Here is a 12,851-nt window from a genome sequence, read left to right on the forward strand (position 1 = left end):
GCACGGTGCCGGGCGGGCGCCGCAATCGACACCCGCCCGGTCGGGGACGCATCACCCGCTTGATGCAGCCGCTGTTCGCGGCGCGGAAGGTTTCGCAGGCCATGTGGGCTCCAGGACAACGGAAGCCGGACCGCGAAGACGAACGGGGAATTGATCACGCCGTAGTTGCAAGGGCCGCGGGCAATCAAGAGAGACACGCCGGCGGCCCGGACTTCGACCACTTCGGCCATGAATTCATGGCCAGCATGTCCCTGCAGTCCATCAGCGGCGTGTCGTCGTACGGACGAAGCCTGCGCCGCAGATCGCCGTGCTCGTAACTCGGCCGGCCATGTCCGTCGGCACTGTCAGCACTGGGTCGGCTATCGTTTCCTGGGGCACGTCGTGCCGCCCTCGTCGGGCCGGAGCTTACGACTTCATCCTTTCGTTTCTCGGCTGGAGGGATGGCGCCTTCCACGGGTCGGCCGGGGCCGCGACGACAGCAGCCAGGCGCCCACAGCGATGCCGACGCCGAAAGCCAGGTACACACCGGCCAGCGCGGGCCGCGAGAGCCGCTGCTCGAAGCCGGGTTGCAGCCGGTGCGGCGTCAGCCTGTAATCGACGAAGCAGGCGAGCGCGCTGGTGGTCAAACCGCCTGCCATCGCAGCCCGCGCATCGGCCGCGCTGTCGGCGGGACGGACGGCGGCGTGGCCGGTGGCCCAGAACGTTGAACGCAAGGTGATGGATCAGGTAGCCGGTGCCGGTGTAGCGCAGCGAGGGCGCGTTCCTGCGGAAGGCGCGGTCCTTCCACAGCCAGTGGCTGATCGCGTTGATGCCGGCGTAGGGGCTGCCGGTCTGTCGGCGGCTTGCTGCACACAGCAGCAAAGCCGACAGCACGCTGGAGAGCGCGCCGCCGATCAGACCTTCCAGTGCAACGCGTTGCATCTTCGTCATGGCGAATGTCCTGGCTGCGCCCGCGGGACCGGGCATTCAAGAGGGCTTGGCCACCATCAGATAGGTGATGGCGATGAAGGCGAACAGTGCGGGTAGGCCAAGCGCCACCCACCAGCGGAAGCATTTCCAGTACCCGGAGGGCAGCGCCATCGACGACGCGTTCGCGGAGAGGTCGCGCATGCGGATCTGCAGCCGGACCACCGGCAGCCAGCAGGCGATCGCCAGCGCATACAGCGCGATCGACCCGGCGAGCCAGCCAGCGTCGAGCGGAATGCCGGCGCGGCGGGCCAGCAGTAGGCCGGTGACCGGCTGCACGACGGCGGTGGTCGCGGTGAACACGAAGTCGGCCACCACGACCAGCCGGCTCACGACGACGACCGGCGCCACGTCACGGTTCAGCGTCGTGAAGAACAGATAGAAGGCCGAGCCGACGCCAGTTCCGAACAGGAAGATGGCCGACAGCACATGCAGGAATTTCAGCGTCGAGTAGTCCATTTCGCGGGCCGGTGCGGCGCCGGCGTGTCAATCAGAAGGAGGAGGACGAGACCGGCGAGCAGCGGCAGGTTCTTCGACAGCGGACCGAAGGGGTGCAGCCAGAACTCGGGCAGCGCCACCGCGATGACGACGCTGTAGAAGACGATCAGCGCAATCTGCGTTGCCCACAGCGGGCGACGCATCGTCGCGGGCAGCGTCACGGTGAGCAGGCCGAGCACGAGATCGAACGCAGCCGCGCCGTACAGCAGCAGATGCGCGAACAGCCCTTCGGCGCCGACGCGTGCCAGCAGCGCCAGACTTGCGTTGACCGGATACAGGCCCAGCGATACGACGGCGGTCCATATCCAGAGCGCCGCGATCGACAGCCGCAGCAGGAGCAGCAGCCAGTGGAGCAGCGCCAGTGTGCGGTCGGCGGGGCGCTCGGTCGGCCCGACGAAGCGTTCGACAGGACGGGGCGGATGCCCGAGCAGTGCGATGAAGGGGGCCGGGTCGGCAGTGCTTCCGCGTTCAAGCATGGAAAGCGCGTCGGCGCCGAGCGGAAAGCCGGTCAGGCGTGCGCCGAGTGCGATCGCCGGGCGCTCAAGCCACGTCGGCAGGGCGGCCACGACGGCTGGGTGACTGAAGCCCAGACTGTGGCGAAGGCAGGCGAGCAGCCCGGCGAAGGTGACCGCACGCGGACCGACCAGAGCCACCCGCCGGCAACCACCGCTGTCCGCCTCCGCGGCGCGCACTACCGCGTCGGCCACGTCGTCCAGGTGTACTGGCTGAACCTGCTGACGTCCGCCGCCCGGCAGCAGGACTAGCGGCAGCACGGCAAGCCGGCGGAACAGCGCCGCACTGTCGCCCGCCTGCCCATACACGAGCGACGGATAAAGGATGTGCGAGGCGACGGGCAGGGCGGCCAGATGTGTGTCGGCCGCGCGCTTGCTCAAATGGAAGGCGCTCACCGCCCGATCGTCCGCACCCAGCGCCGAAAGCTGCACCACGCGTCGCACCCGTGCCCGCGCGCTGGCTTCGAACAGGGCCTTCGGCGCGCGTTCGTGCGCGACGGAAAAGGTCTGCCCGTCGCGCTCCTCGAAGATGCCGGCGCAGTTGATCACGACGTCGATGCCGTCGAGATGCCGCTGCCACGCCTCGTGCGTCAGCGCCTCCTTCAGATCGAGCTGCACGAACTCGACACCCTCGGCGCCGGCGTGGCCGTCTCCACGTGTCGTGCAGCGTAGCCGGTGCCCGCGCGCGATCAGCTGCGCCATCACGGCGGCGCCGATGAACCCGCTGCTGCCGATCAACAGGACGGTCACAGCGGCGGTTCCGTTTTGAGTGCCTCCTGCGGGCGGCGCTTCTGCACGCTGATGCTGCCGTCCGCCTCCAGGAAGGCAAAGCGCATCTCGTCCAGATCGCAGTCCGCCTCGCGCAGCGCCTGATGTATGTCGTTGCGCGAAACGTGGTGGCGTTCGAGGACCGAGTAGTAGATCTTGCCATGGCGACCGATAAGGATGGCTTCGCCACCCAAAAGCGCCTCGACCCGCGTGCTGCGCGCGGACAGCATCGCAACGACCAGATTGAGCAGACACAGCAGCGCACAGATCAGCAGCCCGCCGACCAGCGAATCGTCGCCGCCGTTCAGCGCGTTGCTGGCGCCCTCGCTCAGCAACATCACGACCAGCAGGTCGAAAGGCGTGAACTGCCCGATCGTGTGCTTGCCGGACAGGCGGATCAGTGCAAGCAGGCCGATGTAGATCGCCACCGTGCGAAACACGAGTTCCCAGACATCCACGTCGAGGTCGAACATGTGCGCCCCTGGATCAGATTTCTCCGGGATTCCGTATCAAGCGGCGTGCCTTGAGGGCGGTGCGCGGCGGCGGCGCAGCGGCGGGAAACCGCGATCGGGCTCCGACGGCGCTCATTCCGGGACTGCCGTCAGTCCGCCGCAGCAGACGGCGGATGCCGTGCTGATCGGTGCCCGTTTCCTGCAGCGCAGGCAACAATCGACGACAGCTGCAGGCAAGCATGCACGGCAGACATTCGTGCGGGTGCCTGACCTTGATTGCCGCAGTTACGTGACCGGAAGGTGACCCGAGACAGGATTCGCGCTCACTCTGTACCGAACGATCGGTCTGGGTTATAACCCGAGTCATCAGGGACACGTAATACGAGTCTGACAGATCGGTTCAGATCTTGCTTTTACCTGTTTCAGGCCTTTGCGCAGACTGCGCAGCCCGACCGCACCGCGAGGTGTCCTCGCATCTCACGGCAGTCGGGACGACAAGCCGATTCGTTCGATTCCGGCCACTTCCGGTGGCCCGGGACGAATGTCTGGACAAGGAGGAAACGATGATTCAAAGAGCTGACGTCCTCGCAGTCGCCTACGACTCAGTCCCATCACGATCCGACGATCCGGCGGGCCCGCCCGTGTTCATGACGTCCTGTCCACGCAGGCACTGAGCCCTCATTCCCGCCACCAGGGCGGGCCGACCGCACGGCACATACGACCCCGGCGCTCAGTCGGGCATCGGCTGCTGCCGTCGATGCCATGCGCAAACGGTTCCAATGATGAAGATGCCGATGGATAACGCTCGGATGGATCTGTGTCATGCGGAGTTGCTGCATGCTTTCCCGTGGCCGACGATCATGCTCGACCCGGAAGGATTCGTTGTGGCGGCAAGCCGTCCGCTTCCGGGCATGGAAATCACCGTCATTTCGGGCGGACAGCATCTGCGCGACCTGCTTCCGGCTTACTGGGATGCGGTGTGCGAGGCCGGTCCCGGCCCTTGCGAACGCTTCCGCGACGTCGCCCGCGCGATCGACGGACGCTGGCTGCACGAGCGGGTGTGGATGAGCGCAGTGCGCGATGGAATGCTGCTGTTCATCGAGGACCGCAGCGAGCAGATGACCACCTCGCAGGCGGAACTTCAGCGTGACCGGCTGGCGTCACTGGGTTTCATGGTGGCGGGCGTATGCCATGAGATCAGCAATCCGCTGACCGCTGTGCAGTCGATGATGCAGATGCTGCTTGGGCGCGCCGACGTCAGTGCCGAGGCGCTGCAGAAGGGGTTGCGGATCGTCTCGGACAACGTACGCCGCGTGATGGACATCTCGCGGCGCATGGTCGATTTCTCGCGCGTGGGCGACGAGCCGCGGGTGCCGTTCGAGATCGACGCCTCGATCATCGAAGCCATCGTGCTGCTGCGCCAGGGACTGTGCAAGGAAGCCGTGTCGGTGGAGCACTTTCCGGAACTTGGTGCGCTGGTGCTCGGCAACGCAGGTCAGTTGCAGGAAGTGATCTACAACATCCTGATCAACGCCGCACATGCGGTCGGTGACGCCGGGCGGATTTTCGTCACCACCGCGATGACGGCAGACAGGCGGGTGCTGGTCCGCATTTCCGATACCGGTCCGGGTATTCCGGAAGAGGTGCTGCCGCGCATTTTCGAGCCTTTCTTCACGACGCGTTCCTCGGGACAGGGCACCGGTCTCGGACTGGCCATCGCCTACGAGTTCGTGCGCGAGCACGGCGGCGAACTGCGCGCCTACAACAATCCCAATGGCGGTGCGACGTTCGAGATCGACCTGCCTGCTCATTCAGCGAGGACACAGCATGAGCGCCAAAGCGAACAAGCATGAGGTGGTGCGCCCGGAGCGCATCCTGGTCATCGAGGACGACCCCGGCATCGCCGTCTGCGTCGAAATGCTGCTCAGCACCCGCGGTTATGCCTGCACGGTGTTCGACAACGGGGCCGCCGGGCTGGCCCATCTCGCCGCCGAGCAGGTCGATCTGCTGATCACCGACCTGCGGCTGCCCGACACCACCGGACTGGACATCCTGGCCGCCAGCAAGGCTGAAAGGCCGGACCTGCCGGTCATCCTGATGACCAGCTATTCGTCGCTGGAAAACGCCATCGACGCATTGCGGAAGGGCGCGGTCAACTATCTGATCAAGCCCTTCGACAACGACGAATTCCTGTTCGCCGTCGAGCGTGTGCTCGCCGAACAGCGAACTCACCGCGAGAACCGATCGCTCAGGCGCAGCCTGCGTCGTGCCTACGGCGAGCGCACCATTATTGGCGACAGCGATGGCGTAAAGCGCATGCTGGCGATGATTTCCCGTGTGGCGTCAACCGATACGAATGTATTGATCCAGGGCGAGAGCGGCACCGGCAAGGAGCTGGTCGCCCAGGCCATACACTTCGGTGGCGAACGGGCGGAGCGCCCCTTCGTCGCGATCAACTGCGGCGCCATTCCGTCCGATCTGATCGAGTCTGAACTGTTCGGCCACGTGAAGGGGGCCTTCACCGGTGCGGTCAGCACGAGCGAGGGTCTGATACGCGAGGCGAGCGGCGGCACGCTGTTCCTGGACGAAATATCCGAACTGCCGTTGAACGTCCAGGTAAAGCTGCTGCGCGTCATACAGGAGCGTCAGGTCAGACCGGTCGGCGCCACCCAGACCTATCACACCGATACCCGCTTCGTTGCCGCGACCAACCGCGATCTGCGCGCTGAAACCGAGAGCAACACTTTCCGGGCCGACCTCTTCTACCGTCTGAACGTGATCACGATCCAGGTGCCGCCCTTGCGGGAGCGGGGCGAAGATATCGAGCTTCTTGCCCGCTATTTCCTTGAGCGCCACTGCAAGCGGCTGGGCATGCGGATCCGCGGCATGTCGGACGAGTTCGTCGCCTTCCTGCGGGAGTACCCTTGGCCGGGCAACATCCGTGAGCTGGAAAACGTCATGGAGCGGGCCATCATCATGGCCGAAGGCGACACCTTGTCACTGGACGACCAGTTCGACACGCTGCCGCAGGCAACGCTGGCGCGGCCAAGCACGTCGTCCGGGGCGGATGAGGCGAGTGAAGCGCTGGGGCCCATGTCGATCGAGGATTACATCCGCCACAGCATTCTTCGCTACCAGGACAGCTACTGCGACCGCGATCTCGCCGCCTTGCTTGGCATCGGTCGCAAGGCGCTGTGGATGCGTTGACGTCGCTGGGGCCTGATGAAGGACAGGGGACGCGCGGAAGACATGCAACTGGACCACCAGATGTCGTGAGCGAAGAAGCGTCGTGTTTCGTTTTGAACCTCATCTGTGTTTCTCCTGGAAACACGCGATGCATTTCGATGTTCGATAGCGCGTCCTGAGGGCCGTCCGGACATGGTATGGATAGTGCATAGCACTGTACGGACAGGTTGAATGAGAGGTTGGCATGACCGGGGTTTCGAGTCCGCTGCATACGCCTTTCAGTGTTCTCAGGCAGGCGCCGTTCTTCACCGGGCTGAGTGATGCGCAGTTGCACGCCATCACGCTCATCGCGCGCCCCGAGGACTGGGCGCAGCACAGCCGGATCTACAACATCGGCGATCCGGTGAAGTCGCTCTACGTGCTGCTCGATGGCAAGGTCAGGTTCGCCATTGGCGTAGGCGGCAGGAATACCTCGGCGGGCGATGTGCTCGAACGCGGACAGGTATTCGGCTGGGCAGCGCTGGTACCTGAGGCGCAGGGGCGCATCGCCACCGCTTCCTGCGTGACCGACTGTCGCGTGCTGGCGATAGACGGCACGCGCCTTCTGATGCTGATGGATGCGGACCACACGATGGGCTACCGCATCATGAAACAACTCAATCTCCTGATCACGGGCACTTTCACTTCGTTCGCCGCGGGCTGAACGCCCAAGCGGCGCAAGGCTCGCATCGGGAGAGCATCATGGTGTTGTTGATGCTGATCGCACTCGTGGTCGGCACCTTGATCGGCGCGGTGGGCGTGGGCGGCATCCTGCTCATTCCGGCGCTCAACCTGATCGGCGGCCTGAGCATACAGTCGGCGATGGCCACCGCGCTGTTCACCTTCGTATTCACCGGCATCGTCGGCACCATCGCCTTCATGCGCCATGGCAGCATCGACTTGCGCATCACGGTGCCGGTATGTGCGGGCGCACTGATCAGCGGCTTCGCGGGAGCTTGGGTGAATGCGCTGCTCAATGCGTCGTTGTTGATGCTGCTGCTCGCGCTGGTGGTCTGTCTGGCCGGCGTCTACACGCTGGCTACGCGCGGCCAGCCGCGGCGTCCCGTGCTGCATGGCCATCCCGGCCTGCAGCGCGCCATGCTCTTCGGCCTCGGCGGTGTGGCCGGCTTTGGATCGGGTCTGACCGGTGTCGGTGGGCCGGCGCTGTCGGTACCGATGATGGTGCTCGCGGGCTTTGCACCCCTGACCACGATAGGGACCAGTCAGGTGATACAGATACTGGCTGGCGCGTCGGGCACGCTCGGCAATCTGCGCTTCGGCGTCATCGATTTCGGCCTCGCCGGCGCGCTGGTGCTGTTCGAACTGGCGGGTGTGATGATAGGCGCGCGCATCGTGCATGCCATCAACGCGCAGCGTCTTCGCTTGTGGGTCGGTGTGCTTTGCCTGGCGGTCGGTGGCGGGTTGCTGGTCAAGGCGATAGGCGGCTTCTGAGAAGCCTGCGCCGGGCATCCGCGTCACGCGCACCCGGCATCAGGATCGGCATCAGTGTGGCGACGGGTCTGCACTCCGTGTGGACAGTCCGATAGTGCGTGCTCGAGGCATGACGCAGCCCGACCCCGCGGTCTTTTCATGTCCTGGCCGTAAGTGAGCGATCACTCGCCGCAACGCGCGCTGTCGTCGTGCGCTGTGGTGCGCTGCGTCGAGATGGCCGGATGTTGGTGTTCCTGCAGGCGCTCCGGCGCAGCGACGCCTACGGGCAGTAGGAGGGGCGGTGGCGGGCCGAAGCCCGCCACCCACCGTCAGGAGATGGTCTGGTAGTAAAGATTCTGCGGATGATTGGCCTGCGCGAAGAAATACCAGCGCTCGGCCAGCAGACCGATGTACTGGACCGCGAAGGCGAGCCACAGCAGCGGTGCCGATGCGGTTGCGGCACCTGCGCTGAGCAGCAGAACAGGCAGCACGAAGGCAAGCAGCAGGAAGGTCCACTTCACCGAGCGGAGGAACTGCAGCGTCTTGTGATGGAAGAACTCGCGGGTGTTGAAGGAGCCGCCCATCAGACCCTGTGAACGTTGTGCGATGCGCGGATGGTGGATGCCGATCGCGGTCTGCAGCGACGAGCGCGGCCGCAGTCGTGCGTTGCGCAACAGGGACGCGCTTCGCGTGGCCAGACCGGTCAGGGTCAGCGCGATGGCCAGCGACGTCATCATCGTCATCAGTTCGGCGGCGCTGAGTGCGGCGTAGGCGCTGGCCAGCGTCAGACCGGAGGCGCAGCCCAGTACCAGATAGTTGACCACGGTGAGCGGACTGGCCCATTCCTGCAGGAACTTCAGGCATGCGTAGATCATGCCGGTACAGACGAAGAGCGCCAGCGCAAGCACTGCACCGACCGCGCCTGTCGCCAGAGTCAGGGGCCAGTCCATTGCATGGCTGAGCCCGTACAGTGCCGTCGTGGCCATGAAGGCCGGCAGCACGATGACCTCGCGGGACAGCCAGGAGGTACGCCACATCGCCGCACTGCGCCATGCCCGTTCGGGCCGACCAAGGTGGAAGAACGACGCGATCAGCCCGGCGCCCGACAACGCAAGACTGATCAGTGCGCCGACGACGTAGAAGTCGTGCCCCGGCGTCGGGGCGGACAGGTTCAGCGCATGCGCGAGCTCACACCCGAAAAGTGCAAGGAAGAGGCCCTGAGCGGCGCCGGTGAGCGTCGTGAGCAGAATGACGGAGAAGGCGGGGTTCATCGTGTCGTCCTGTTGAGTGAGGGGAGCGGCTTACCAGCTTGCGGCGTCGTCCAGCGCCGGTGTGCTGGCGTCCGGCATGGGCTTCAGCCCGTTGACTTTCAGCGGATTGTCGGTACGTACGATCTCGTCTGGCCGTATCGTCATTTCGGTTTTCCGCCGCGGCAAGTAGTGGTTGGACGGCTCGGTGCCCCATTCCGGCATCAGCTGGTAACCGCCGCGCTCGCGTATCGCCTTCGAGGCCGAAGAGTCCGGGTCGTGTACGTCACCGAAGATGCGTGCGCTGGTCGGGCACGCCAGCACGCAGGCCGGTTTGCGATCGCGCTCGGGCAGCGCCTCGTTGTAGATGCGGTCCACGCACAGCGTGCACTTGGTCATCTCCTTGCGCTCCGGATCAAGCTCGCGGACACCGTAAGGACAGGCCCATGAACAGTACTTGCAGCCGATGCACTTGTCGTAGTTGACCAGCACGATGCCGTCCTCGGCCCGCTTGTAGCTGGCGCCGGTCGGACAGACCGGAACGCAGGGCGGGTCTTCGCAGTGCAGGCACGACTTGGGGAAGTGCACTGTTTCGGTATTCGGGTAGCTGCCGACCTCGAAGGTCTGCACCCGGTTGAAGAAGGTGCCGGTCGGGTCCTCATCGTAGGGATTGAGGTCGGCCAGCGAACCGGCCGTGCCCGATGTGTTCCACGACTTGCAGCTCGTCACGCAGGCCTGGCAGCCCACGCAGACGTTGAGATCGATCACGAGTGCCAGCTGGGTCATTGCATGTCTCCTGCGCGCAGTCCGCGTTCGTGGGCGAGGGTAGGGGTCGGGGGGCTCATGAGCGCTTCTTCCAGTTGCCGACGAAGTAGGTCAGCACACCGGGGCGTGTCTTCGTGACGCCGGGCAGGGTCTTCATCGGTTCGAACTGCGGCCAGCTCTCCTTGGGCTCGTCGTCGCCAGCGCGATAGATGCGCACGCGCACGTCGTACCAGGCGGCCTGTCCGGTCACCGGGTCGGAGTTCGACATACGCCTCGAACTGCCCTGCATCGGAAGTTCTTCCGATATCAGGTGGTTCAGCAGGAAGCCCTTGCGCGCCTCGTTGGCCATGGGCCCGAGGTTCCACGCGTTGCTCGCCTTGCCGATCGCATTCCATGTCCAGACGGTTCCGGCCTCGACCGCTTCGCTGTAGCGACACATGCAGCGCACCTTGCCCCAGGGCGATTCCACCCACATCCAGTCACCGTCACCGATGCCGGCGGCACGTGCGGTGGCGGGATTCACGTGAAGGTAGTTGTGGGCGTGGATCTGCCGCAGCCAGGCGTTCTGCGAATCCCACGAGTGGTACATCGCCATCGGCCGCTGCGTCACCGCGTTCAGAGGGTAGCGCGTGGTGTCGGTGCTCTGCGATTCCAGCGGCGGGTAGTAGAAGGGCAGCGGGTCGAAGTACTTCTCGACGCGCTCGCGCAGTTCCGGCGGCGGCCGGCGACCCGGCCGTCGCCCTTGCGCGGCCAGCCGGAAGCGCTGCATCACGTCGGAGTACAGGTGGATCAGGATGGGGTCCGCGTCACGCCGCATGCGCACCCGCTGCGCCCACTCCATATAGCCCTTGTTCCAGTTGCGCATGTACTGATAGGACGCGGGCAGAACGTAATGGAAGACGCAGTTGTTCTTCGCATACATTTCCCACTGCTTCGGGTTCGGCTCGCCGCGTATGGCCTTCTGGCCGTCAACGCCGCGCCAGCCGGCGAGGAAGCCGATGCCCGATCCCGGCTCGGTTTCGTAGTTCACGATGAAGTCGGGGTAGTCGCGGAACTTGCGCGAGCCGTCCGGCCGCACGAAGGCCGGCAGACCGAGCCGGCTGCCCAGTTCGATCAGCACTTCCTGGAAGGGCTTGCACTGCCCCTTGGGCTCCACCACCGGAATGCGCACCGAGTTGACCGGACCGTCGAACTCGGAGATCGGCCGGTCGAGTATCGACATCACGTCGTGCCGTTCCAGATAGGTGGTGTCGGGCAGGATGAGGTCGGCGAATCCCGTCATTTCCGACTGGAAGGCGTCGCAGACCACGATGAAAGGAATGCGGTACTCGCCGTCCTCACCCTTGTCGTTCAGCATCTGACGCACTTCGCTGGTGTTCATGGTCGAGTTCCACGCCATGTTCGCCATGAAGATGAGCAGGGTGTCGATCGGGTAGGGATCGCCGCGCCAGGCGTTGGTGATCACGTTGTGCATCAGCCCGTGCGCCGACAGCGGGTACTCCCACGAGAAGCCCTTGTCGATGCGCACCGGCCGCCCCTCGTCGTTGACGCACAGATCCGCCGGGTCAGCCGGGAAGCCCAGCGGCATGCCATCCAGTGGACTGTTGGGCTTGACCGCATGCGGGCCCCGCGGCGGTTTGGCGATCGGCGGAATGGCGCGCGGGAAGGGCGCCTTGTGCCGGAAGCCGCCCGGGCGATCGATGGTCCCCAGCAGCGACATCAGGATGGCCAGCGCGCGTATCGTGTGGAATCCGTTCGAGTGTGCGGCCAGTCCGCGCATCGCGTGGAAGGACACCGGATTGCCGGTGACGTGGTCGTGTTCGACGCCCCACGAGTCGGTCCACGAGATCGGCAGGTGGATCTTCTGGTCACGGGCCGTCACGCCCATTTCGTGCGCCAGCCGGCGGATGGTGTCCGCTGGAACGCCGCAGATGCCCTCCGCCCATTCCGGCGTGTAGCTCTTGAGGCGATCGAGCAGCAGCTGGAACGCCGGTTTCACCGGTGTGCCGTCCGGCAGCGCATAGCAGCCGCGCAGGCGTGGGTCGGCGCCAGGCGTGTGGGTCGGTACCAGCTTGTCGGTCAGGCGGTCCCACCAGTACTTGTTGTGCGGGTAGTCCGGGTTCACCGGATCGCCCTCGGGGTCCATCGCGAACAGCCCGAAATCGTCGGCGTCGGGGTTCTGCATCACCAGCTGGCCGGCGTTGGTGTAACGCGCCAGGAACTCCCGGTCGTACAGACCCTTGGCGATGATTTCGTGACACAGCGCCAGCAGCAGGGCGCCGTCGGTGCCGGGCTTGATCGGTATCCACTCGTCGGCGATCGCCGAATAGCCGGTGCGCACCGGATTGATGGACACGAAGCGGCCGCCGTTGCGCTTGAATTTCGACAGCGCCACCTTCATCGGATTGGAGTGGTGGTCCTCCGCCGTGCCGATCATGATGAACAGCTTCGAGCGTTCGAGGTCGGGACCGCCGAACTCCCAGAAAGAACCGCCTATCGTGTAGATCATGCCGGCCGCCATGTTGACCGAGCAGAAGCCGCCGTGCGCTGCGTAGTTCGGTGTACCGAACTGCTTGGCGAACATGCCGGTCAGCGCCTGCATCTGGTCACGACCGGTGAACAGCGCGAACTTCTTCGGATCGGTTTCGCGCAGCTTCTTCAGGCGCTCGGCGAGCAGCGCGAAAACTTCCTCCCAGCTGATCTCGTCGAACTCACCGGCGCCGCGCTCGGTACCGGGTCTGCGGATAAGGGGCTGGGTCAGTCGCGCCGGCGACTGCTGCTTCATGATGCCGGATGCGCCCTTGGCGCAGATGACACCCTGGTTCAGCGGATGGTCCGGATTACCGTCGATGTAGCGCACTTCGCCGTTACGCAGATGAACGCGGATGCCGCAACGACAGGCGCACATGTAACAGGTGGTCTTCTTGACATCCAGTTCCTCCACCGGCTCGGCATGCGGGTTCGACAGACGGACTGTGCTCATCGTG

11 protein-coding genes are annotated in these 12,851 nt (G+C 65.0%); 4 read left to right on the forward strand and 7 right to left on the reverse strand.

The window, feature by feature from the left end; all coding sequences use genetic code 11:
* Positions 1-405: 405 nt before the first annotated feature.
* The 4 genes from ACQ66H_RS07800 to ACQ66H_RS07815 are packed head-to-tail and all read right to left on the reverse strand — an operon-like array spanning position 406 to position 3,217.
* On the reverse strand, positions 406-930 hold the full coding sequence (locus tag ACQ66H_RS07800) for a hypothetical protein (protein ID WP_430433523.1): 525 nt from the start codon (positions 928-930) through the stop codon (positions 406-408).
* A 36-nt stretch (positions 931-966) separates the two neighbouring features.
* A complete protein-coding gene (locus tag ACQ66H_RS07805; protein WP_430433524.1) occupies positions 967-1,425 on the reverse strand; it encodes a DUF2269 family protein in 459 nt (152 codons plus the stop codon).
* Positions 1,407-2,726 (reverse strand): SDR family oxidoreductase, encoded by a 1,320-nt coding sequence (locus ACQ66H_RS07810; protein WP_430433525.1) that lies wholly within the window; start codon positions 2,724-2,726, stop codon positions 1,407-1,409. The genes ACQ66H_RS07805 and ACQ66H_RS07810 overlap by 19 nt, the downstream gene beginning before the upstream one ends.
* The gene (locus ACQ66H_RS07815) at positions 2,723-3,217 is read right to left on the reverse strand and encodes a DUF421 domain-containing protein (protein ID WP_430433526.1); all 495 of its coding nucleotides are present in this window, start codon (positions 3,215-3,217) and stop codon (positions 2,723-2,725) included. Before ACQ66H_RS07815 ends, ACQ66H_RS07810 begins: the two co-directional genes overlap by 4 nt.
* A gap of 788 nt (positions 3,218-4,005) precedes the next feature.
* Between ACQ66H_RS07815 and ACQ66H_RS07820 the strand changes: the two genes are divergently transcribed.
* The 4 genes from ACQ66H_RS07820 to ACQ66H_RS07835 all read left to right on the forward strand — a co-directional run bounded on the left by ACQ66H_RS07820 (position 4,006) and on the right by ACQ66H_RS07835 (position 7,873).
* A complete protein-coding gene (locus ACQ66H_RS07820; protein WP_430433527.1) occupies positions 4,006-5,049 on the forward strand; it encodes a sensor histidine kinase in 1,044 nt (347 codons plus the stop codon).
* Positions 5,024-6,403, forward strand: a complete 1,380-nt coding sequence (locus ACQ66H_RS07825) for a sigma-54-dependent transcriptional regulator (RefSeq protein WP_430433528.1) — start codon at positions 5,024-5,026, stop codon at positions 6,401-6,403. The genes ACQ66H_RS07820 and ACQ66H_RS07825 overlap by 26 nt, the downstream gene beginning before the upstream one ends.
* Before the next feature lie 223 nt (positions 6,404-6,626).
* The gene (locus tag ACQ66H_RS07830; protein WP_020164161.1) at positions 6,627-7,085 is read left to right on the forward strand and encodes a Crp/Fnr family transcriptional regulator; all 459 of its coding nucleotides are present in this window, start codon (positions 6,627-6,629) and stop codon (positions 7,083-7,085) included.
* Positions 7,086-7,135: 50 nt separating this feature from the next.
* On the forward strand, positions 7,136-7,873 hold the full coding sequence (locus ACQ66H_RS07835; protein ID WP_430433529.1) for a sulfite exporter TauE/SafE family protein: 738 nt from the start codon (positions 7,136-7,138) through the stop codon (positions 7,871-7,873).
* A gap of 308 nt (positions 7,874-8,181) precedes the next feature.
* Here ACQ66H_RS07835 and ACQ66H_RS07840 read toward each other — a convergent pair whose 3' ends face one another.
* From ACQ66H_RS07840 to ACQ66H_RS07850, 3 genes are read right to left on the reverse strand one after another with little or no spacing between them, the layout of a single operon-like run.
* On the reverse strand, positions 8,182-9,123 hold the full coding sequence (locus ACQ66H_RS07840) for a dimethyl sulfoxide reductase anchor subunit family protein (RefSeq protein ID WP_430433530.1): 942 nt from the start codon (positions 9,121-9,123) through the stop codon (positions 8,182-8,184).
* A 30-nt stretch (positions 9,124-9,153) separates the two neighbouring features.
* Positions 9,154-9,885 (reverse strand): 4Fe-4S dicluster domain-containing protein, encoded by a 732-nt coding sequence (locus ACQ66H_RS07845; RefSeq protein WP_430433531.1) that lies wholly within the window; start codon positions 9,883-9,885, stop codon positions 9,154-9,156.
* Positions 9,886-9,940: 55 nt separating this feature from the next.
* Complete coding sequence (locus ACQ66H_RS07850) at positions 9,941-12,847, reverse strand: molybdopterin oxidoreductase family protein (RefSeq protein WP_430433532.1); 2,907 nt, start codon at positions 12,845-12,847, stop codon at positions 9,941-9,943.
* Positions 12,848-12,851: the final 4 nt, after the last annotated feature.

The organism is Methyloversatilis sp., assembly GCF_965284615.1.
Lineage (GTDB): Bacteria > Pseudomonadota > Gammaproteobacteria > Burkholderiales > Rhodocyclaceae > Methyloversatilis.

Bases quoted from the DNA above. Each gene is read 5' to 3' on its own strand.
- ACQ66H_RS07800 (WP_430433523.1), bottom strand. From the start codon at position 930: ATGACGAAGATGCAACGCGTTGCACTGGAAGGTCTGATCGGCGGCGCG.
- ACQ66H_RS07805 (WP_430433524.1), bottom strand. From the start codon at position 1,425: ATGGACTACTCGACGCTGAAATTCCTGCATGTGCTGTCGGCCATCTTC.
- ACQ66H_RS07815 (WP_430433526.1), bottom strand. From the start codon at position 3,217: ATGTTCGACCTCGACGTGGATGTCTGGGAACTCGTGTTTCGCACGGTG.
- ACQ66H_RS07820 (WP_430433527.1), top strand. From the start codon at position 4,006: ATGGATCTGTGTCATGCGGAGTTGCTGCATGCTTTCCCGTGGCCGACG.
- ACQ66H_RS07825 (WP_430433528.1), top strand. From the start codon at position 5,024: ATGAGCGCCAAAGCGAACAAGCATGAGGTGGTGCGCCCGGAGCGCATC.
- ACQ66H_RS07830 (WP_020164161.1), top strand. From the start codon at position 6,627: ATGACCGGGGTTTCGAGTCCGCTGCATACGCCTTTCAGTGTTCTCAGG.
- ACQ66H_RS07835 (WP_430433529.1), top strand. From the start codon at position 7,136: ATGCTGATCGCACTCGTGGTCGGCACCTTGATCGGCGCGGTGGGCGTG.
- ACQ66H_RS07840 (WP_430433530.1), bottom strand. From the start codon at position 9,123: ATGAACCCCGCCTTCTCCGTCATTCTGCTCACGACGCTCACCGGCGCC.
- ACQ66H_RS07845 (WP_430433531.1), bottom strand. From the start codon at position 9,885: ATGACCCAGCTGGCACTCGTGATCGATCTCAACGTCTGCGTGGGCTGC.
- ACQ66H_RS07850 (WP_430433532.1), bottom strand. From the start codon at position 12,847: ATGAGCACAGTCCGTCTGTCGAACCCGCATGCCGAGCCGGTGGAGGAA.